Origin of the sequence: Sphingomonas ginsenosidimutans (genome assembly GCF_002374835.1) — a bacterium.
GTDB lineage: Bacteria > Pseudomonadota > Alphaproteobacteria > Sphingomonadales > Sphingomonadaceae > Sphingomonas > Sphingomonas ginsenosidimutans.
Map to the genome: position 1 here is coordinate 39,658 of NZ_NWVD01000004.1, position 19,003 is coordinate 58,660.

Sequence of the window (19,003 nt, forward strand, 5' to 3'; positions counted from 1 at the left end):
CGGGGCGATCGAACCGGAACGGCACGAATTCCGGTGCCGAACGGTGTATAAGCTCTCGACCATGTGCCATGTCCTTCTAATCGAAGACGATTGGCTGCTGGCCGATCATATGATGCAGCTGCTCGAGGCCGCGGGCGCGACATCGGTCGTGCTGGTCGATGGTGAGGAGGAAGCCGTGCGTGCCGCGATGGTGCGGCGACCGGCGGTGATCGTGTCCGACGTGTCGTTGCGACAGGGGCATGGCCCCGCCACGGTCCTACGGATCGTCGGTGACGACGCGCAGGTGAGGGCGATGTTCGTGACCGGGGAGCCTGCCGCGGGGCGCCCGGGCGACCCGCGCTGGCCGGTGCTGACCAAGCCGGTCGCCGACGAGGTGTTCGTCGCGACGTTCCGCAGCATCGCGCCGATCGTATAGCACGGTCGAACGCTACCGGCGGATCGGGCGCCGCTGGGCCAGCCGGTTACGGATCGTGGTGGCGGCGACGCCTGCCTCGCCCATCGCGTGGCTGATCTGGTCCAGCCCCTTCACCACGTCGCCGGCCGCGAACAGGCCGGGGACGGTGGTGCGCTGGTGATCGTCCACCTCCAGGCAGCCGTCCTGTGTCGCCCGCGCGCCCGCGTCGATCGCGAGCCGCGAGCGGATCCGGCTGCCCAGCGCCGGATAGACGCTATCGAACGCCATCCGACCGCGCGCGGTATCGAGCGCGAGCGTGTCGCCTTCGATCGCATAGCCGCCGCACGGGCCGTCGACCCGCACGATCCCGGCATCGTCGAGCGCCGTCGCGCAGCCATCGTCGAGAAGGTGCTCCGCGTCCGGCGCGATCAACGTGACGTCGCGGGTGAAGCCGCGCAGGAACAGCGCCTCGCGCATCCCATGGTCGCCGGTGCCGATCACCGCGACGCGCCGGTCGGTTACCTCATAGCCGTCGCACACCGGGCAATAGCGCAGCAGCCCGCGCGCCAGCGCCGCATCATGCACATCGGGGGCCAGGTCTCGCGGGCGGTGGTTGACCACGCCCGTCGCCAGCAGCACCGTGCGCGCGGTGTGGCGGCCGTGATCGGTCGTCACGATGAAACCGTCGCCATCGGGGGCGAGGCCGATCACCTTCACCGGCTCGCATCGGGTCCCGTAGCGCTCCGCCTGGTCGCGCATCCGCGCCAGCAGTTCGGTGCCGGCGATCCCCTCCGGGAAACCGGCGTGGTTGCGCGTGCACGGGATCATCGCCGCGCGGCTGGAGCCACTGTCGAACAGCCGGACGGATAGATGGTAGCGCCCGAGGTAGATCGCTGCGGTCAAGCCCGCCGGCCCCGCGCCGACAATGATGCAATCGTCCATTCGGCTTGCGATCCCTGGAATTTGTATATACATAACGTATATACAGGAGGCCTGCTATGGGTAACGAATATCGCGCGAAGGTGTTCAAATCCGGCAATTCGGTCGCGCTGCGCCTTCCCAAGGCGCTGGGGTTCAGCGAAGGTGACGACGTGATCGTCGTTCCGCACGACGACGGTTCATTCAGCCTGTGGCGGAGCGAGGAGGGCGCCGACGTGCTGCTGAGCCTTTACGGCAGTGTGTCGGAAGGGTTCATGGCCGACGGGCACGGCGACATCGAGCAGATGCCGCGAGACTGGTCGGCGGGGGATGGTGACGCGGCGGCGGCATGACGGGCTATCTGCTGGATACCAACGCCTGTATCGATTTCCTCGTCGGGCGCAGCGATCCGCTGGCGCGACGGATGGGGCAGGCATTCGGGCGGCTGCACGTGTCTGCCATCACGGCAGGTGAATTGCGGGTGGGAAACCGCGGATCGACCGATCCTGTGCGCGACGCGAAACGGGTCGCCACCTTTCTGGCGGCGATCGGGATACTTTCCTTCGATGCCGAAGCGGCGGTCGCCTATGCCGAGATGGTGCAGGCGATCGGGATGCGACGCGGGATTGTCGACCGGCTGATCGCCGCGCAGGCGCTGTCCACGCGGATGACGCTGGTCACCAACAACGAACCGGACTTCACCGGCATCCCCGGGCTCGCCATCGAAAACTGGACGCTATGACCTTCCGCTCGACCGTATTGACGCTCTACCCGGAGATGTTTCCCGGCCCGCTCGGCACCTCGCTGGCGGGGCGGGCGCTGCGTGAGGGGCGCTGGTCGCTCGATGCGGTCAACATCCGCGATTTCACCACCGACCGGCATCGCACCGTGGACGATACTCCGGCGGGCGGCGGCGCCGGGATGGTGCTGCGCGCGGATATCGTGGCGCGCGCGGTCGATGCCCATGCCGACGGCCGCCCGATCGTGGCGATGACGCCGCGCGGCGCGCCGCTGACGCAGGCGCGGGTCCGCGATCTGGCGGCGGGGCCGGGCGCGGTGGTGCTGTGCGGCCGGTTCGAGGGGTTCGACGAACGATTGTTCGACGCGCGCCCGATCGAACAGCTGTCGATCGGCGACTATATCCTGTCGGGCGGGGAGATGGCGGCGCTGGTGCTGCTGGACGCTTGCGTTCGGCTGCTTCCCGGCGTAATGGGCGCGGCTTCGAGCGGAGTCGAGGAAAGCTTCGAAAGCGGCCTCCTCGAATATCCGCACTATACCCGACCTGTCGAATGGGAAGGGCGCACGATCCCCGAAGTGCTGCGATCGGGGGATCATGCGAGGATCGCAGGCTGGCGCCAGGCGCAGGCCGAGATCGATACACGGCTACGGCGGCCGGACCTTTGGGAGCGTCATGAGGGCGCTCGGGTCGGCTCGCCCTCTGGCGCGCGGCGACGGACTGAGGACGATTGACATGAACCTGATCCAGACGCTCGAAGCCGAGCAGATCGCCAAGTTCAACGAGACGAAGAAGATCCCCGAGTTCCGCCCGGGCGACACCCTGAAGGTCGGCGTGAAGGTGGTCGAAGGCGACCGGACCCGCGTCCAGAACTACGAGGGCGTGTGCATCGCGCGCGCGAACAAGGGCATGGGTTCGTCGTTCACCGTGCGCAAGATCAGCTTCGGCGAGGGCGTGGAGCGCGTCTTCCCGCTGTATTCGCCGAACATCGAGTCGATCGAGGTGGTGCGCAAGGGTGCGGTGCGTCGTGCCAAGCTGTATTACCTGCGTGGTCGCACCGGTAAGTCGGCGCGTATCGCCGAGCGCCGCGACAACCGCCCGGCGGCGGTCGCCGCCGAGTAATCGGTACGGCATCACTGGTTCCACGAAGGGGCGTGGCGGGCAACCGTCGCGCCCCTTTTCGCATCGTGCGCGTATGTTGCGGAGCGGGGGGCGTTGCGCCTACGGACGAGGCAAGGCGCGCCGGGGTCTGCGGCGCGGACGGGAGACGTGCATGTGGCGGTTCGGCGTAGCGATGACGGCGGTGGCGATGGTGGGCGCGATGTCCGCTGAGGCGCAGGTGCCCGCGGGAATGCCGCCGGCCGGGACGGCCGCGGCCCGCACCCCGCTGTCGCGGGAACGGGTGTTCGCCAGCCCGGACCTGGCGGGTACGCAGCCGCAGTCGCTGAAGCTGTCGCCCGACGGCACGCTGCTGACGTCGGTGCGCAACCGCCCGGACGAGCGGCAGCGGTTCGACCTGTGGGCGCTCGACACGCGCACCGGCGCGGAGCGGATGCTGGTGGACTCGCGCAAGGCGGGCAGCGGCGCGGAACTGTCCGAAGCCGCGAAGATGCAGCGCGAACGCGACCGGTCGATGACCGGCAAGACCGGCATCCTGCAATATGACTGGTCGCCGGACGGGCGCACCATCCTGGTCCCGATCGACGGCGAGTTGTATCTGGCCGCGCTGGACGGATCGATCGCGAAGCTGCCGGGGACCAACGGCGCGCTGAATCCGACTGTCAGTCCCAAGGGCCACCATATCGGCTTCGTCAGCGGGCAGAACCTGTTCGTCCAGCCGCTGGGCACCGGCGGCGCGGCGCGGCAGTTGACGCAAGGCGGCGGGGGCACCGTCCACTGGGGCGAGGCCGAATTCGTCGCGCAGGAGGAAATGGACCGGCGCACCGGTTACTGGTGGTCGCCGGACGAACGCTATCTGGCGGTCGAGCGGTTCGACGAGGCGCCGGTGAAGGTGTTCACGCGCGCCGCGATCGGCGCCAGCGGCACCAGCATCTATCAGCAGCGTTACCCCGCCGCGGGCACGCCCAACGTCGCGGTCGAATTGCACATCCTGCGCAGCGACGGATCGGGCGGGGTGAAGGTGGACCTGGGCAGCGACCCCGACATCTATGTCGCGCGGGTCGACTGGCTGCCGGACGGATCGGCGCTGCTGGTGCAGCGCGAGAACCGGGCGCAGACGCGGCTCGACATGCTGCGCGTCGATCCGGCGACGGGCGCGTCGCGCGTGCTGTTCACCGAGACGGCGGGCGAGAAGAGCTGGATCAACCTGACCAACGCCTATCGCGCGCTGCGCGACGGCAGCCTGTTGTGGCGGTCGGAGCGCGACGGCTTCGGGCATCTGTGGCGTTTCCGGGACGGGCGCTGGACGCAGCTGACCAAGGGACCGTGGGTGGTGTCCGACCTGGTCGGCGTGGACGAGAAGGCGGGGCGCGCGTTCTTCACCGCGAACAAGGACGACCTGCTGGAACAGCAGCTCTACGCCATCGACCTGAAGACGCGGGCGATCACGCGGCTGACCGAGCGCGGATGGTGGAACGAGGCGACCGCCGACCCCGCTGGCACGCGCTTCATCATCAAGCGGTCTAACCCCGACCAGCCGTCCCAGCATTATCTGGCGGACGCCAGCGGCAAGCGGCTGCGCTGGATCAACGAGAACCGGGTCGAGGGCGACCACCCCTATGCCCGCTACATCGCGGGCCAGCGGCCGATCGAATTCGGAACGGTGAAGGCCGACGACGGCACGGTGCTGCATTGGGAGATGATCACCCCACCGCTGGTGCCGGGCAAACGCTATCCGGTGTTCTTCCAGCATTATGGCGGCCCGCACACGCAGGAGGTGAAGCGCGACTGGCACGCCCCGCTGATCCGCCACATCGTCGACCAGGGCTATATCTTCTTCCGGCTCGACAACCGCGGCAGCGACCATCGCGGCGTCGCGTTCGAGCGGGCGATCTGGCACGCGATGGGCGGCGTGGAGGTGCGCGATCAGCTGGCCGGCGCGCAATATCTGAAGACGCTGCCGTTCGTCGATCCGGCGCGGATCGCGACCTATGGCTGGTCGTACGGCGGCTATATGTCGCTGAAGATGGTGGAGGCGAACCCGGGCGTCTATGCCGCGGCGATCGCGGGCGCGCCGGTCACCGACTGGCGGCTGTACGACACGCATTACACCGAGCGGTACATGGGCGATCCGCGCACCGATGCCGCCGCCTATGACGCGTCGCGTGCGGTGATCGACCCGCTGCGCATCACGACGCCCTTGCTGCTGATGCACGGCATGGCGGACGACAACGTCTTCCTGCAGAATTCGACCGAGGTGGCGGCGCGGTTGCAGGCCGCGGACGTGCCGTTTGAGATGATGTTCTACCCCGGCAAGACCCATGGTGCGGTGCGCGACATCCACGTGTGGACGACGATCGAGCGCTTCCTGGCCACGCATGTCGGCGCCGGACCGAAGTAGACCGCGCTGGCTTTTCGGAAATTGCAGGGGTAGGGCGCCCGCGCGAAACATTTGAACGGCGCCGCGAGCGGCGTGTGGAAGGACGGGTTATGGGTTACCGGGTGGTGGTGGCAGGGGCCACGGGCAATGTCGGCCGCGAGATGGTCAACATCCTGGCGGAGCGGCAGTTTCCGGCGGACGAGATCGCGGTGCTCGCCTCCTCGCGCTCGACCGGCGACCAGATCGAATATGGCGACACCGGCAAAATGCTGACGGTGAAGAACATCGAGCATTTCGACCCCGCCGGGTGGGACATGGCGCTGTTCGCGATCGGCAGCGAGGCAACCAAGGTCTATGCGCCGAAGTTCGCGGCCGCCGGATGTACCGTGATCGACAATTCGTCGCTGTACCGCATGGACCCCGACGTGCCGCTGATCGTGCCCGAGGTGAATGCCGAGGCGATCGACGGCTACACCGCGAAGAACATCATCGCGAACCCCAATTGCTCGACGGCGCAGATGGTCGTCGCGCTGAAGCCGTTGCATGATGCCGCGACGATCAAGCGCGTGGTGGTGGCGACGTACCAGTCAGTGTCGGGCGCGGGCAAGATCGGAATGGACGAACTGTTCGAGCAGAGCCGCAACATCTTCGTCGGCGACCCGGCCGAACCGAAGAAATTCACCAAGCAGATCGCGTTCAACGTGATCCCGCACATCGACAGCTTCCTGGAGGACGGCTCCACCAAGGAAGAATGGAAGATGGTGGTGGAAACCAAGAAGATTCTTGACCCGAAGATCAAGGTGACCGCCACGTGCGTGCGCGTGCCGGTGTTCGTCGGCCATTCCGAGGCGCTGAACATCGAGTTCGAGAACGAAATCGACGCCGAGACCGCCAAGACGATCCTGCGCGAGGCGCCCGGCGTGATGCTGGTCGACAAGCATGAGGACGGCGGATACGTCACCCCGATCGAAAGCGCGGGCGACGATGCGACCTATGTCAGCCGCGTGCGCGATGACCCCACCGTCGACAACGGCCTGTCGCTGTGGTGCGTCAGCGACAATCTGCGCAAGGGCGCGGCGCTGAACGCGGTGCAGATCGCCGAACTGCTCGGCCGCCGCCACCTGAAGAAGGACGGCTGATCCGTGCGATCCGTCGCCGGCCGCAGAAGCCGGCGACGGACAGTCATTCCGCGTGGATGACCTCCATCTTGCCCTTCGGCCGGGTGAGCAGGAACACCAGCGGCACGACCGCGATCGAAATCCACGCCATCAGGTAGAAATCGTCGATATAGGCGATCATCGCCGCCTGCTGGTTCACCATCGCGTCGGCGAACGACATGGCGGCATCGCCGATCGGCTGGAACCGCCCGATCAGCGAGGCGCCCGGCAGCGTGGCGTCGGTGATGTGCGCGGCCAGATCGGCGTGGCTGGTCTGGATGTTGCGCGCCAGCAGCACCGTCACCATCGAGATGCCCGCCGACTGGCCGATCGACCGCGTGAGATTGAGGATGCTGGCCCCGTCGGTGCGATAGCGCCCGTCGAGCGTTGCGAAGGCGAGCGCGTTGAGCGGCATGAACACCAGCCCCATGCCTAGCCCCTGGACGAAGCCGGAGACGACCACCGGCCAGTAATCCATCTCCAGCGAATAGCCCGCCATCATCCGCAGCGACGCGGCGAAGGTGATGAGGCCGACGACGATCAGGATACGCGCATCGATGCGCCCCATCACCTGCGCGCCCAGCCACATCGTGGCCAGCACGCCGACGCCGCGCGGCGCCATCATCATGCCGGTATCGACCACCGGATAGCCGAACAACTGCTGCAGCATCGGGGGCAGCAGCGCCATCGGCGCCATGGTCGAAATGCCGATCACGACCATGAACAGCATCCCCATCACCAGATTGCGGTTGCGGAACAGCTGCCGGTCGAACAGCGGCTTCTTCGCGGTTGCCAGATGGATCACCGCCAGCCACGCGAAGGCCGCGGCGCACAGCGCCTCCACGATGATTTCCCAGCTGTCGAACCAATCCTCGGTCTGGCCGCGGTCGAGCATCAACTGGAAGGCGGCGACCGCGATCCCGACATAGGCGAAGCCCATGAAATCGAACGATCGCCGCGCCTTCGGCCGCGACGGCAGCAGGAACCACAGGATCGCGAAGGTCAGCGCACCGACCGGCACGTTGACGTAGAAGACCCAGCGCCAGTTGTAATTCTCGGTCAGGAAACCGCCGATCACCGGCCCCATGATCGGGCCGACCATGACCCCCATGCCCCACACGCTCATCGCCTTCGCGGAGCGTTCGGGCGGGTTGATGTCGAGCATCGCGGTCTGCGACAGCGGGTTGATGAACGCCGCGGCGATCCCCTGGATCACCCGGAACAGCACCATTTCCGGCAAGCTGGTGGCGATGCCGCACAGCATCGAGGCGACGACGAAGCCGGCGACCGCGATCAGGAACAGGTTGCGGCTGCCGAGCCGGTCGGACAGCCAGCCCGTCGCCGGCAGCGCGATCGCGGTCGCGACGATATAGCTGGTCAGTACCCAGGTGACGGTGTCGACCGTCGCGCCCAGCGACGTCTGCATATGCGGCAGCGCGACGTTGGCGATGGTGGTGTCGAGGATCTGCATGACCATCGCGCCCATCACGCCCACGGTCAGCAGCCCGCGATTGGTAGTCGGCAGCAACGCCTTGCCGGGCGCCGGCGCAGCAGGGGACGCCGCGGCGGTGGCCATCAGCGCACGTTGACGCGCACGTCGGCGGACAGGCCCGCGATCATCGCGCGCGGCGGGGTGCCGTCGATCGCGATGCGGACGGGCACGCGCTGCGTCACCTTGACCCAATTGCCGTTGGCGTTCTGTGCCGGCAGGATCGAGAATTCGGAACCGGTGCCGGCGCCGATCGACTGGACATGCCCCTTCACCTCAAGCCCGCGATAGGCGTCGAAGCTGATCGCCGCAGGCTGGCCGACGCGCAGGTGATCGAGGTCGGTTTCCTTGAAGTTCGCCTCGACATAGGGCTGCGACGCGGCGACCAGCGTCAGCGCGGGAACCCCGGTGGGGGTGATGTTGCCGACCTGCAACCGCGAGGTTTGGCTGACGATGCCGTCATGCGGCGCGCGCACGACGGTGCGTGCCAGATCGAGCGCGGCCTTTTCGCGGCGTGCGCGGGCGACCTGGATCGCGGCGGGCAGGGTGCTGCCGTCCATCCCGCTCGACACCTGCTGACGCGCGCGGGCGGCGTCGGCCTGTGCCGCGGCGATCCGTGCCTGCGCGGCGGCGACCTGCTGCGTGGCGGCATCTACCGATGCGCGGGTGGTGAAGCCGCGCTCCATCAGTGCGCGCTGGCGCTGATAGGTGGCCTGCGCCAGCGTCAGGTCGGCGCGTGCGCCGGCCAGCGATGCGGCGGCGCCGCCGCTGTCGGTCGCCTTGGTGGAGACGTCGACGCGCGCCTCCGCCAGCGCGGCATCCGCCTGGAGCAGCGCGATGCGATAGGGTTCGGGGTCGATGCGGAACAGCACGTCGCCCGCGCGCACGCGCTGATTCTCGCGCACGTTCACTGCGACGATCCGGCCGCTGACATCGGGACTGATCGAGGTCATGTCCTGCTGCACATAGGCGTTGTCGGTGCTGACGTAGCGACCCGACGTCATCCACATCCACCCGCCCACCAGGACCAGCAGCAACGGCACGCTGATCATCAGGGCCAGTCGTCCCCAGCGGCGGCGCGGGGCAGGTTCGGGCGGCAGCGCGGCAGCGACGTCCGCGGGCGTTTCAGCGGGAGACGCGGTCACGTCGTCGGACGTGTCGCGGCGCGGATCGGCGTCAGCCATGGGCGGTTTCCTGCGTCGGGCCTTGTTGCATGTTGAGGCGCATCCGTTCGAGCACGGCGGTGGCCTGTTCCTGGTCGGCGGAAGGGATGCCGTCGAACAATCGCAGCGACAGTTCGTCACCCAGTACCATCAACTGGTCGATCACCTGTCGCGATTTGGGCGTCAGATACAGGTGCCATGCGCGCCGGTCGGAGGGCGCGCGGCGACGCTCGACCAGTTCAGCCTCCTCCAGCCGGTCGATCATCCGGCACAGAGTTATCGGCTCAACCTCCAGCCGGTCGGCGAGTGCACCCTGATGGATGCCCTCCACCCGGTTCAGCGCGGTCAGCACGCGCCATTGCGGGCGCGTCACGCCGATCGCGCGTGCACTTTCGTCAAACCGCCGCCGCACGAGCCGTGCGACATCGCCGATCAGGAAGCCGAGAGGATCACTCATGCCGGCGCATATAATAAGCACCCTCATAGAATGGAAGGGCTACCGTAACGATCGCGCGAGGATGACATTCGGGCCGGAAGACGATAGTCCCCCTTCATCGCGGCCGCGTACCGGCAGCAGGAAGGACGATCGTGACCCAAGCCGCGCCGGAACCCCAATTTTTCAATAGCTTCGATGGTGAACGTATCGCGTGGCGCGAGATCGGGGAGGGTCGCCCGGTGGTGCTGATCCACGGCTATTTCTCCGACGCGCGGACCAACTGGATCCGCTATGGTCACGCGGCGGCGATCGCGGCAGAGGGGTTCCGGGTCGTCATGCCGGATCTGCGCGCGCATGGCGACAGTGCCCGGCCGCACGATCCCGCGGCCTATCCGCCCGACGCACTGGCGTGCGACAATCTCGCACTGGTCGCTCATCTGGGGCTGACCGATTACGATCTGGGCGGTTATTCGCTGGGCGCGCGGACGACGTCGCGAATGCTGGCCAGCGGGGCGACGCCGCGCCGGGTGGTCTTTTCCGGCATGGGGCTGGACGGCCTAGTCAATGCAGAACGGCGCGCCGGCCATTTCCGCAACATCCTGACGCGCCTGGGCGAGCATTCGCGCGGGTCGCCGGAATGGATGGCGGAGGCGTTCCTGAAGACCACGGGGGGCGACCCCGTCGCGTTGCTGGGCGTGATCGACACGTTCGTCAGTACGCCGCGCGAACAGGTCGCAGGGTTCGACCGGCCGACGTTGGTCGTCAACGGCGTGGACGATGACGACAACGGTTCCGCCGCCGATCTGGCGGCGTTGCTGCCCGATGCAACCTATGTCGAGGTGCCGGGCAACCATATGAGCGCGGTGACCAAGCCCGAACTGGGCGCGGCGATCGCGGCGTTCCTTGCGGGGTGAACCGCGCCGCCCGCTGGACGGGCGGCGCGACACCTTTGCGGATCAATCGGCGTCCGGCACCGTGTTTTCGTCGGCAATACCTGCGGCGAACGACTTCGATGAGTCGGTGCCGTCCGGCTGATGCGCGCCGCCGTCGGGAGCGGGCAGGGCCGGCGCCTTGGGTGTCGAACTGCGCAACGACAACAATGCCGCGGTAGCGGCCGCGCCGATCGCGGCGACGCCGCCGGCGATCGCGGCGACGCCCCACTTGCCGCCCACTGCGCTGGACGCGCCGCCGGCCCGCTTGGCGCCGCGCTTCGCCGTGCGCTTCGCGGGTGCCGTGCGGGTCGTCTTCTTGCGGGTTGCGCCGGTCGAGCGGGTGGTCGACGCCTTGGCCGGGCGAGCCGCGTCCTTCGCCGTTTCACCGGCCGTCGTGGCAGCGGCGCGCTGGCGCGCGGCGCGCTTGGGCGCAGCGGCGGGCTTGGTCCGACGACTGTCGGTCGCAGCGCCCTTGGTCGGGGCGGACGCCGTGGCGTTGCGCGCGGTGCGGCGGCGCGGCGCGGGCTTCGAGGTAGCGGGGGCCGCGCCGGTGGTGTCGTTCGTGTCGTCGGCCATGAGGACATACTCCCTGATGAATGGATCGCCTCCGTAACGCACGGCCCCCGTCAGGTTTCCGGCCCATCCGGCTGCGAGCGATGCGGATCAGCGGAACGGCGGCTCGTTGAAGGCGCGCAGCTTGCGGCTGTGCAGCTTCTCGCCTTCGCGGCGCAACTCCTCGCACGTCTCGATACCGATGCGCATATGCTCGCTGATCGCGCGTTCGTAGAAGCGATTGGCCTGTCCGGGCAGCTTCAGTTCGCCATGCAGCGGCTTGTCCGACACGCACAGTAACGTGCCATAGGGAACGCGGAAGCGATAACCCTGCGCCGCGATCGTCGCCGACTCCATGTCGATCCCGACCGCGCGGCTGAGCGAGAAGCGCAGCGCCGAGCGCGAATAGCGCAATTCCCAGTTGCGGTCGTCGGTGGTGACGATCGTACCGGTGCGCAGCCGTCGCTTCAGCTCCTCGCCCGACTGGCCCGAGACCGTTTCCGCCGCGCGTGCCAGCGCCTGCTGTACCTCCGCGATCGCGGGGACGGGGATTTCGGGGGGCAGCATGTCGTCCAGCACATGGTCGTCGCGCAGATAGGCGTGCGCGAGGACATAATCGCCGATCCGCTGCGACGGGCGCAGGCCGCCGCAATGGCCGATCATCAGCCACGCTTCGGGGCGCATCACCGCCAGATGGTCGCAGATCGTCTTCGCGTTCGACGGGCCGACGCCGATGTTGACGAGGGTGATCCCGGTATTGTCCTCGGCGATAAGGTGATAGGCCGGCATCTGCAACCGGCGCCACGAACTGTCGTCGAGGATCGCCGGATCGTCGCCTTCGCGAAACATCACGCCGCCTGGCCCCGACAGCGCGACGAAGCGGCTGCCATTGCCGACCTGCGTCGTCGCCCAGCGGACGAATTCGTCGACGTAGCGATGGTAGTTGGTGAACAGCACGTAGCGCTGCACATGTTCGGGCGGCGTGCCGGTATAGTGACGCAGGCGTGCGAGGCTGAAATCGGTGCGCAGCCCGTCGAACAGCGCCAGCGGACGCGTGCCGTCGATCGACATCCACAGGCCATCGGCGATCTCGTCGCCGATATGCGCCAGCTCGGTGGTGGGGAACCAGCGCGCCAGTTCGGCGACCGACACACTGTCGAGGCTGAGCGCATGGCCCGGATCGATGACATAGGGATACGGGATTTCCTGCTTCCCCGGCACCGCCTCGACCGTGACGTCGTAATCCTCGATCAGCAGCGTCAGCTGTTCGACCAGATAGTCGGCGAAGAACGCCGGCTTCGTCACGCTGATGCGATAGTCGCCCGGCGTCACCAGCCGTCCGAACGAGCGCAGCGGGGTGGGGCGCCCGTCACCGCCCGCGAAACGCACGCGGATTTCGGGATAGGCGAACGATCCGTCGCGCCGTGCGTCCGCCGGCGGGGTGGTGCCGTCAGCGATATAGGCGGAGATGGCGGCCTTCAGCCGGTCGACGGATGCGGAATAGAGCCGGTCGAGTTCGGCGACGATTTCGTGTGCGGTCATCGCAAGGAGCTACATGCGCCATGTGACGGTGGCAAGACGCGCACACCGGCGGTCGATGGCGAAGGATGAGGGTAGCGGAAGGACGCGGCGGCGCGCCCTTCCGCCGCAGGGTCAGAGCGTGCCGAGCAGATGGTCGGCGGAGCTGACCTTGAACTCACCCGGCGCCTCGACGTGCAACTGCTCGACGACGCCGTCGTTGACGACCATCGCGTACCGCTGGCTGCGCTTGCCCATGCCGAATTTCGATCCGTCCATGTCGAGACCCAGCGCGGTCGCGAAATCGCCGTTGCCGTCGGCCAGCATCGTGACGCCGGCGGCATTGCCCTGTTTGGCCCAGGCGCCGAGCACGAACGGATCGTTGACGGACGTGCAGACAATCTCGTCCACGCCCTTCGCCTTCAGGTCAGCGGCCTTTTCGACATAGCCGGGCAGGTGCTTGGCCGAGCAGGTGGGCGTGAAGGCGCCCGGCACGGCAAACAGCGCGACCTTGCGCCCCTTGAAATAGGTGGCCGCGTCGACCGGCTCGAACCCGTCGGGCGTCAGCTTGGTCAGCGTGGCGGAAGGCAGCGTGTCGCCGACGTTGATGGTCATGGTCCGTCTCCTGTTCGCGAGCGAGAATGCGCTGCGTCCGTGTCGCAGCGCGATGGGACGATTTCAAGCTTTGGAAACCCGGACGGTCCCGGTTACGTTCGTCCTGTCATGAAGCAGAGCATCTTTCTGACCGGCCAGTTCCTGCTGGCGATGCCGGGGATCGGCGACGCGCGCTTCGACCGGTCGGTCATCGCGATGTGCAGCCATGACGAACGCGGCGCGCTGGGCATCGGGGTCGGTTCGACGATCAACGGACTGGGGCTGCACGACGTGCTGCAACAGCTGGAGATCGCGCCGGGCGTGGCGCCCGATGCATCCGTCCATTTCGGCGGGCCGGTGGAGACGCGGCGCGGCTTCGTCCTCCATTCGGCGGACTGGGGCGGCCAGGACACGTTGGACGTGGCGGGCAAATGGCGCCTGTCGGGCACGCTGGACGTGCTGCGCGCGATCGCGGCGGGGGCGGGGCCGTCGCGCTGGCTGGTGGCGCTGGGCTATGCCGGCTGGGGCGCGGGGCAGCTGGATGCGGAGATGACGCGCCACGGCTGGCTCAACGTCGAAGACGGCGCGGAGGACATGCTGTTCGATACCCCCGTGACGGATCGCTGGGCGCGTGGCTTTGCCGTTGCCGGCGTCGACCTGCGTCTGCTGTCGGTCGAGGCGGGACATTCCTGACGAGCGCGATATAAAGATATCTTTATATTTGATCCGCCAAGGCAACACGGCTAAGGCGCGCGCATGCCGATCGGTGTGCCCGCATGCCTTGGTCGGCCTCATCTGACTGGAGACAACGCCGTGGCCACCGCCCCCGTGCTCGACACCAAGGACTACGTCATCAAGGACATCGGCCTGGCCGATTTCGGCCGCGCCGAGATCGCGATCGCCGAAACGGAAATGCCCGGCCTGATGGCGCTGCGTGAGGAATTCGGCGCGTCGCAGCCGCTAAAGGGCGCGCGCATCACCGGATCGCTGCACATGACGATCCAGACCGCGGTGCTGATCGAGACGCTGGTTGCGCTGGGCGCCGACGTGCGCTGGGCCACCTGCAACATCTTTTCGACGCAGGATCACGCCGCCGCCGCCATCGCCGCCGCCGGCATCCCGGTGTTCGCGGTGAAGGGCGAGACGCTCGCCGAATATTGGGATTATGTCGGCGACATCTTCAACTGGGGCGCGGACACCGACGGGACGACCGCGAACATCATCCTCGACGACGGGGGCGATGCCACTATGTTCGCGCTGTGGGGCGCAAAGCTGGAAGCGGGGGCGACCTTCGCCGAGCCGGAGAATGACGAGGAGGTCGAGTTCCAGCGGTCGGTCAAGGCGTTCGTCGCCAAATATCCGGGCTATCTGACCCAGACGGTAAAGAACCTGAAGGGCGTATCGGAAGAGACCACCACCGGCGTCCATCGCTTGTACGAGATCGCGAAGAAGGGCGAGCTGCCGTTCCCGGCGATCAACGTCAACGACTCGGTCACCAAGTCGAAGTTCGACAACCTCTACGGCTGCAAGGAATCGCTGGTCGACGCGATCCGTCGCGCCACCGACGTGATGCTGGCCGGCAAGGTCGCATGCGTCGCGGGCTTCGGCGACGTCGGCAAGGGCTCGGCGCAGTCGCTGCGTAACGGCGGCGCGCGCGTGCTGGTGACCGAGATCGACCCGATCTGCGCGCTGCAGGCTGCGATGGAGGGCTTCGAGGTCGTGACGATGGACGAGGCGGTGAAGCGCGCCGACATCTTCGTCACCGCGACCGGCAACGCCGACGTCATCACCGCCGATCACATGAAGGCGATGAAGCCGATGTCGATCGTGTGCAACATCGGCCACTTCGACAGCGAGATCCAGATCGCGGCGCTTAGCAACTACGAATGGTCGGAAGTGAAGCCGGGTACCGATCTGGTGAAGTTCCCCGACGGCAAGCATATCATCATCCTGGCCAAGGGCCGGCTGGTGAACCTGGGCTGCGCGACGGGCCACCCGTCGTTCGTGATGTCGGCGTCGTTCACCAACCAGACGCTGGCGCAGATCGAGCTGTGGACCAAGTCCGACAGCTACAAGAACGAAGTCTACGTCCTGCCCAAGCACCTGGACGAGAAGGTCGCGGCGCTGCACCTCGAAAAGCTGGGCGTCCAGCTCTCGAAGCTGACGCCGAAGCAGGCCGGCTATATCGGCGTGCCGGTCGAAGGGCCGTTTAAGCCGGATCACTATCGGTACTGATGATGCGACGGGGCCGCGCGGACTGGCGCGGCTCCATCACATGGACGAGCCAAGAAAAAGGGCAGGGGCCAAATGGCCTCTGCCCTTTTTACGTGCGGCAAGAGCGCCCCGGTCGGGGCGCTGCGCTGGGTCAGAAGTGGACGTTCGCCCCGACCAGGAACGAGCGGCCCACCAACCCTTGGTAATAAGTGTTGAGCGCCCCGGTCCCTGCCGTGGCCGGATAGGGAATGCCGGCGTCGGTGACGTTGTCGACGTTGAAACGGAAATCCATGTTGTCGGTCGCCTTAACGATCACTGCCGAGTTCCAGATCGTGTAGCTTCCCACACCCCGTACATCGCGCGTGGTTGCCGTGTCGGTGGCGTCGAATACCGACGGGCCGACATACTGAACCTGATTGAACCAGCTGACCGGACCGCTATCCAGCGTCAGGCTGGTGCTGAAACGATCGTTGGCATAGCCGATCTGGCCGTTCTGCGGGATCCACGGCGTGTCATTGCTGATCCGCTTCTGCTGGCGAATCAGATGCTGGTAGTTAACCGTGAAGTTGGCCCCGAACGGCCCAATGTTCCGCCGATAGCTTCCCTCCACCTCAATCGCCTGGAATTGCAGGCCACCCTGATTGATGTACGGTTCCTCGAGGCTGAGGACCTGCCCGTAATTAGCAGAGTTCGCGTCCGTTTCGCGGTTGACGAGGCCGCAATAGTAATTGTTCGGGAAGCTGCTGGAATCGTAGCAGCCGGTCAACACGTCGCGTGCGCTGGACGACACGATCGTATCGCGAAGGTCGATGTTGATATAGTCGGCGGAGAGCGCAAACCCCGGCAGCTGCCGCGGGGTCAGCACCCCGCCGACGGTCCACGAGTGCGCCGTCTCGTTTGTGAGGTTCCGATTGCCGATTACCGTGATCGGCACCGTGACGGAATTGATGATCGACGAGAAGTTCGCCGGCGTCACCTTGCTGCAGTTCGCCTGTCGGACGGCAGCGTTGGGGCCGCTGTTGATGTTCTGCTGATCGCATGGATCGAAGCCGCCATCGTAAGCCGGCTGGTTGGCGGCGAACAGCTCGGTCACCGCTGGCGCACGGATGGATTTCGTGTAGTTGCCACGAACCGCGAAACCGTCGATCGGCGCCCAGCGTCCGCCCGCGGTCCAAGTGAACGCGGTTCCGGCAACGGAGTTGTCGACGTAGCGCCCCGCCGCATTGACCTCCAGCTCGTGGATCAACGGGATGCTCTGCTCCGGCCCGACAAGCGGGGCGCGCAGTTCGCCGAACACCTCGTTCGTGGTGTACGATCCCGCCAGCCCGAGGATGGGGATCGAGCGACCATAAGCTTGGGTGTAGAAAGCGTCGGGCGAGAAGCGCGAATATTCGCGCCGATTTTCATAACCGATCGAGAAGGCGAGATCGCCGCCCGGCAGCTTGAACAGCGATCCGCCCAGCAGCGCCAGAATGTCGCGCTGCGACGTGACCGACTGCGTCCGCGCATTGGTGGTCACGTAATCGCGCGCCGCCTGACTAGGCGCACCGTTGCCGAACAGGTTCAGCGGGGCGCAGGTGGACGAAATGGTGCCGTTGTACTGCGGGGTGTTGGGCGGCGACGCCGGATCGTTGGGGTCCGGATTGAACGGCAGGCAGACGATGTTGCCGCTCGCATCGAAGCCGGCGTTCAGCGCGCGGCGCAGGTTGGGTTCCACCAGCGAGGGCTGCGACGACCAGCTGTTGGTGCGACCGTAATTGGCCGACACTTCCCAGTTGAACTTGCGCTCACCGATCTGGAAGTCGCCGCGGAAACCGCCAACGAAACGGTACATGTCCTGATCGAGCCTGGCGACGCCGGTGACCAGATCGGTATTGGCGCGGCCCAGATAAAAGACATCGTTGTTGGTTGCCGGCAAACCCGCTGCGACCAGGTTCTGAACGATCAGCGCCTTCGCCTGCTGGGTAAGGAACGGATTGCTGAGAGGGATGATGAAGTTGCCGTTGATGTCGAACGCGCCGGGATCCGCCTGGCTGAAGAAGGCGGTGTTGTAGACGGGCTGGCCGGCGAGATTCGTCGCCTTGTTCTTCGAGTACCAAGCCTCGCCGAAAAACCGGATGCCGTCCGTCAGGTCGTAACGGGCAAGAGCGACCGCGTTGAAGCGATCGTCATTGACCCGCAGGTTCGTCAGATCAGCGAAGTTGAGGTTGTCACCACCCAGGAAGGTGGTCGGATCCGTCGTCGCGGTGCCGAGGTTGAACGGCGACAGGTTGCCGTTGCGATCGAACGCGACAACCTGTCCGGCGGAGTTACGGATCACCGAGGTGCCTGTCAGCCGGGCCGCGTCGCGGATGAACGCCACGCCGCCCGCGGTGCCCAAATAGGTCCGTTGGTTCTGGATCAGCACCTGATCGAAGTCCGAGGAGGTCAGCGGCGCGATGAAACCAAGCTGTTGCTCAATGATCGACCGGCGGTTGCCGATCAGGCCATCGTCGTGATTGTATTCGGCATTGACGGTGATGTTGCCACGACCGTCCCCAAAATTATGTCCGACCAGCGCCCGGATGCGTTGGTTGCCCAGGTCGCCGCGCTGGCTGATGCCTGCCTGACCGTCGACGTCGAACCCGCTGTAGTCCTGCCGCAGGATGATGTTGACCGTGCCCGCGATAGCATCGGAGCCGTATACAGGCGCACCGCCGATCGACACGGTTTCGATCCGCTGAATCAACTTGGTCGGGATGGTGTTGAGGTCGACCTGAGTGCCGGCGCCCGCTTGGGAGAAGATGGTCGCCGGGTTCGCGCCGACGAAGCGCCGCCCGTTCACCAGCGTCAGGGTGCGTTGCGAACCGAGGTTGTAGAGATTGACGAATGCCTGGCCTACGCCAAAGCCGCTGCCCTGACCGCCAACGGCCGATCCGTCCGGGATGCCGAAGCCCGGCAGTTCGCTCAGCGCGCGGGCGATGTCGGGATAGGCGCGGTTGTTCAGCGTCGCGGCGTCGACGGTCGCGGTCGGCTGTGCATTGTCGACTGCCGGACGCGGTATGCGCGATCCGGTGACGACGATATCACCGCCCTGGGTTTCGTCCTGTGCGGATTGCTCGGCGCGCCGCGGATCCTGCGACGTCGCGGCGGCTTCCTGAGCTGCTGCCGGCATAGCGACCAGGACCGCACCTACGAGGAGGCTGGTGCCGAGCAGCCGACGGCGAAGTGATGCGCGCATCGCGGATTTCCCTTTTTTTCTGACCCAGGAACATTGACGTGATCAACGTTCTTCCCGGCCATCTTCGAACGAGGCCGTCGTGAAGTCACCATGTCTCAGTCACAAACCGGCAACAAAACCGCCGGCGTGACAATCCGGCAACAGCCGGTGATTTGGCGTGTCCTTGCCGGGGCGACTGTCC

At 66.5% G+C, this 19,003-nt stretch carries 18 protein-coding genes; 10 read left to right on the forward strand and 8 right to left on the reverse strand.

What is annotated here, in order from left to right; translation table 11 throughout:
- Nucleotides 1–61 precede the first annotated feature (61 nt).
- On the forward strand, nucleotides 62–415 hold the full coding sequence (locus COA17_RS10820) for a response regulator (RefSeq protein ID WP_281253320.1): 354 nt from the start codon (nucleotides 62–64) through the stop codon (nucleotides 413–415).
- Nucleotides 416–427: 12 nt separating this feature from the next.
- Here COA17_RS10820 and COA17_RS10825 read toward each other — a convergent pair whose 3' ends face one another.
- On the reverse strand, nucleotides 428–1,336 hold the full coding sequence (locus COA17_RS10825; RefSeq protein ID WP_096612362.1) for an NAD(P)/FAD-dependent oxidoreductase: 909 nt from the start codon (nucleotides 1,334–1,336) through the stop codon (nucleotides 428–430).
- Nucleotides 1,337–1,392: 56 nt separating this feature from the next.
- Here COA17_RS10825 and COA17_RS10830 point away from each other — a divergent pair, with 56 nt between their 5' ends.
- The 6 genes from COA17_RS10830 (at nucleotide 1,393) to COA17_RS10855 (ending at nucleotide 6,686) form a co-directional block, all read left to right on the forward strand.
- The gene (locus COA17_RS10830; protein WP_096612364.1) at nucleotides 1,393–1,665 is read left to right on the forward strand and encodes an antitoxin; all 273 of its coding nucleotides are present in this window, start codon (nucleotides 1,393–1,395) and stop codon (nucleotides 1,663–1,665) included.
- A complete protein-coding gene (locus COA17_RS10835; RefSeq protein ID WP_096612366.1) occupies nucleotides 1,662–2,054 on the forward strand; it encodes a type II toxin-antitoxin system VapC family toxin in 393 nt (130 codons plus the stop codon). The genes COA17_RS10830 and COA17_RS10835 overlap by 4 nt, the downstream gene beginning before the upstream one ends.
- Nucleotides 2,051–2,782 carry a tRNA (guanosine(37)-N1)-methyltransferase TrmD gene (gene trmD, locus COA17_RS10840; protein ID WP_066484526.1) on the forward strand — a complete coding sequence of 244 codons (732 nt, stop codon included), beginning with the start codon at nucleotides 2,051–2,053 and terminating at the stop codon, nucleotides 2,780–2,782. The genes COA17_RS10835 and trmD overlap by 4 nt, the downstream gene beginning before the upstream one ends.
- A 1-nt stretch (nucleotide 2,783) precedes the next feature.
- Nucleotides 2,784–3,170, forward strand: coding sequence for a 50S ribosomal protein L19 (gene rplS / locus COA17_RS10845; protein ID WP_066708866.1), 387 nt, complete (start codon nucleotides 2,784–2,786; stop codon nucleotides 3,168–3,170).
- A gap of 151 nt (nucleotides 3,171–3,321) precedes the next feature.
- Nucleotides 3,322–5,568 (forward strand): DPP IV N-terminal domain-containing protein, encoded by a 2,247-nt coding sequence (locus tag COA17_RS10850; protein WP_425442706.1) that lies wholly within the window; start codon nucleotides 3,322–3,324, stop codon nucleotides 5,566–5,568.
- Nucleotides 5,569–5,657: 89 nt separating this feature from the next.
- A complete protein-coding gene (locus tag COA17_RS10855) occupies nucleotides 5,658–6,686 on the forward strand; it encodes an aspartate-semialdehyde dehydrogenase (RefSeq protein ID WP_066484529.1) in 1,029 nt (342 codons plus the stop codon).
- A gap of 43 nt (nucleotides 6,687–6,729) precedes the next feature.
- Here COA17_RS10855 and COA17_RS10860 read toward each other — a convergent pair whose 3' ends face one another.
- From COA17_RS10860 to COA17_RS10870, 3 genes are read right to left on the reverse strand one after another with little or no spacing between them, the layout of a single operon-like run.
- On the reverse strand, nucleotides 6,730–8,280 hold the full coding sequence (locus tag COA17_RS10860; RefSeq protein WP_066484531.1) for a DHA2 family efflux MFS transporter permease subunit: 1,551 nt from the start codon (nucleotides 8,278–8,280) through the stop codon (nucleotides 6,730–6,732).
- Complete coding sequence (locus COA17_RS10865) at nucleotides 8,280–9,377, reverse strand: HlyD family secretion protein (RefSeq protein ID WP_096612368.1); 1,098 nt, start codon at nucleotides 9,375–9,377, stop codon at nucleotides 8,280–8,282. The genes COA17_RS10860 and COA17_RS10865 overlap by 1 nt, the downstream gene beginning before the upstream one ends.
- Nucleotides 9,370–9,813 (reverse strand): MarR family winged helix-turn-helix transcriptional regulator, encoded by a 444-nt coding sequence (locus tag COA17_RS10870; protein ID WP_096612370.1) that lies wholly within the window; start codon nucleotides 9,811–9,813, stop codon nucleotides 9,370–9,372. The genes COA17_RS10865 and COA17_RS10870 overlap by 8 nt, the downstream gene beginning before the upstream one ends.
- Nucleotides 9,814–9,944: 131 nt before the next feature.
- Between COA17_RS10870 and COA17_RS10875 the strand changes: the two genes are divergently transcribed.
- Entirely contained in the window at nucleotides 9,945–10,706 is a 762-nt protein-coding gene (locus COA17_RS10875; protein WP_096612372.1) for an alpha/beta fold hydrolase, read from the forward strand.
- A gap of 42 nt (nucleotides 10,707–10,748) precedes the next feature.
- Here the strand turns inward: COA17_RS10875 and COA17_RS10880 are convergent, their stop codons facing one another.
- The 3 genes from COA17_RS10880 to COA17_RS10890 form a co-directional block, all read right to left on the reverse strand.
- The gene (locus COA17_RS10880) at nucleotides 10,749–11,300 is read right to left on the reverse strand and encodes a hypothetical protein (protein WP_096612374.1); all 552 of its coding nucleotides are present in this window, start codon (nucleotides 11,298–11,300) and stop codon (nucleotides 10,749–10,751) included.
- A gap of 87 nt (nucleotides 11,301–11,387) precedes the next feature.
- Nucleotides 11,388–12,818 (reverse strand): AMP nucleosidase, encoded by a 1,431-nt coding sequence (locus COA17_RS10885; RefSeq protein ID WP_066484545.1) that lies wholly within the window; start codon nucleotides 12,816–12,818, stop codon nucleotides 11,388–11,390.
- A gap of 111 nt (nucleotides 12,819–12,929) precedes the next feature.
- The gene (locus tag COA17_RS10890; RefSeq protein ID WP_066484547.1) at nucleotides 12,930–13,409 is read right to left on the reverse strand and encodes a peroxiredoxin; all 480 of its coding nucleotides are present in this window, start codon (nucleotides 13,407–13,409) and stop codon (nucleotides 12,930–12,932) included.
- Between the two features lie 108 nt (nucleotides 13,410–13,517).
- Between COA17_RS10890 and COA17_RS10895 the strand changes: the two genes are divergently transcribed.
- Both COA17_RS10895 and ahcY read left to right on the forward strand, forming a co-directional pair.
- Nucleotides 13,518–14,081 (forward strand): YqgE/AlgH family protein, encoded by a 564-nt coding sequence (locus COA17_RS10895; RefSeq protein WP_096612376.1) that lies wholly within the window; start codon nucleotides 13,518–13,520, stop codon nucleotides 14,079–14,081.
- Nucleotides 14,082–14,201: 120 nt separating this feature from the next.
- The gene (gene ahcY, locus COA17_RS10900; protein ID WP_096612378.1) at nucleotides 14,202–15,623 is read left to right on the forward strand and encodes an adenosylhomocysteinase; all 1,422 of its coding nucleotides are present in this window, start codon (nucleotides 14,202–14,204) and stop codon (nucleotides 15,621–15,623) included.
- A 130-nt stretch (nucleotides 15,624–15,753) separates the two neighbouring features.
- Here ahcY and COA17_RS10905 read toward each other — a convergent pair whose 3' ends face one another.
- Entirely contained in the window at nucleotides 15,754–18,822 is a 3,069-nt protein-coding gene (locus COA17_RS10905) for a TonB-dependent receptor domain-containing protein (RefSeq protein WP_066485206.1), read from the reverse strand.
- Nucleotides 18,823–19,003: the final 181 nt, after the last annotated feature.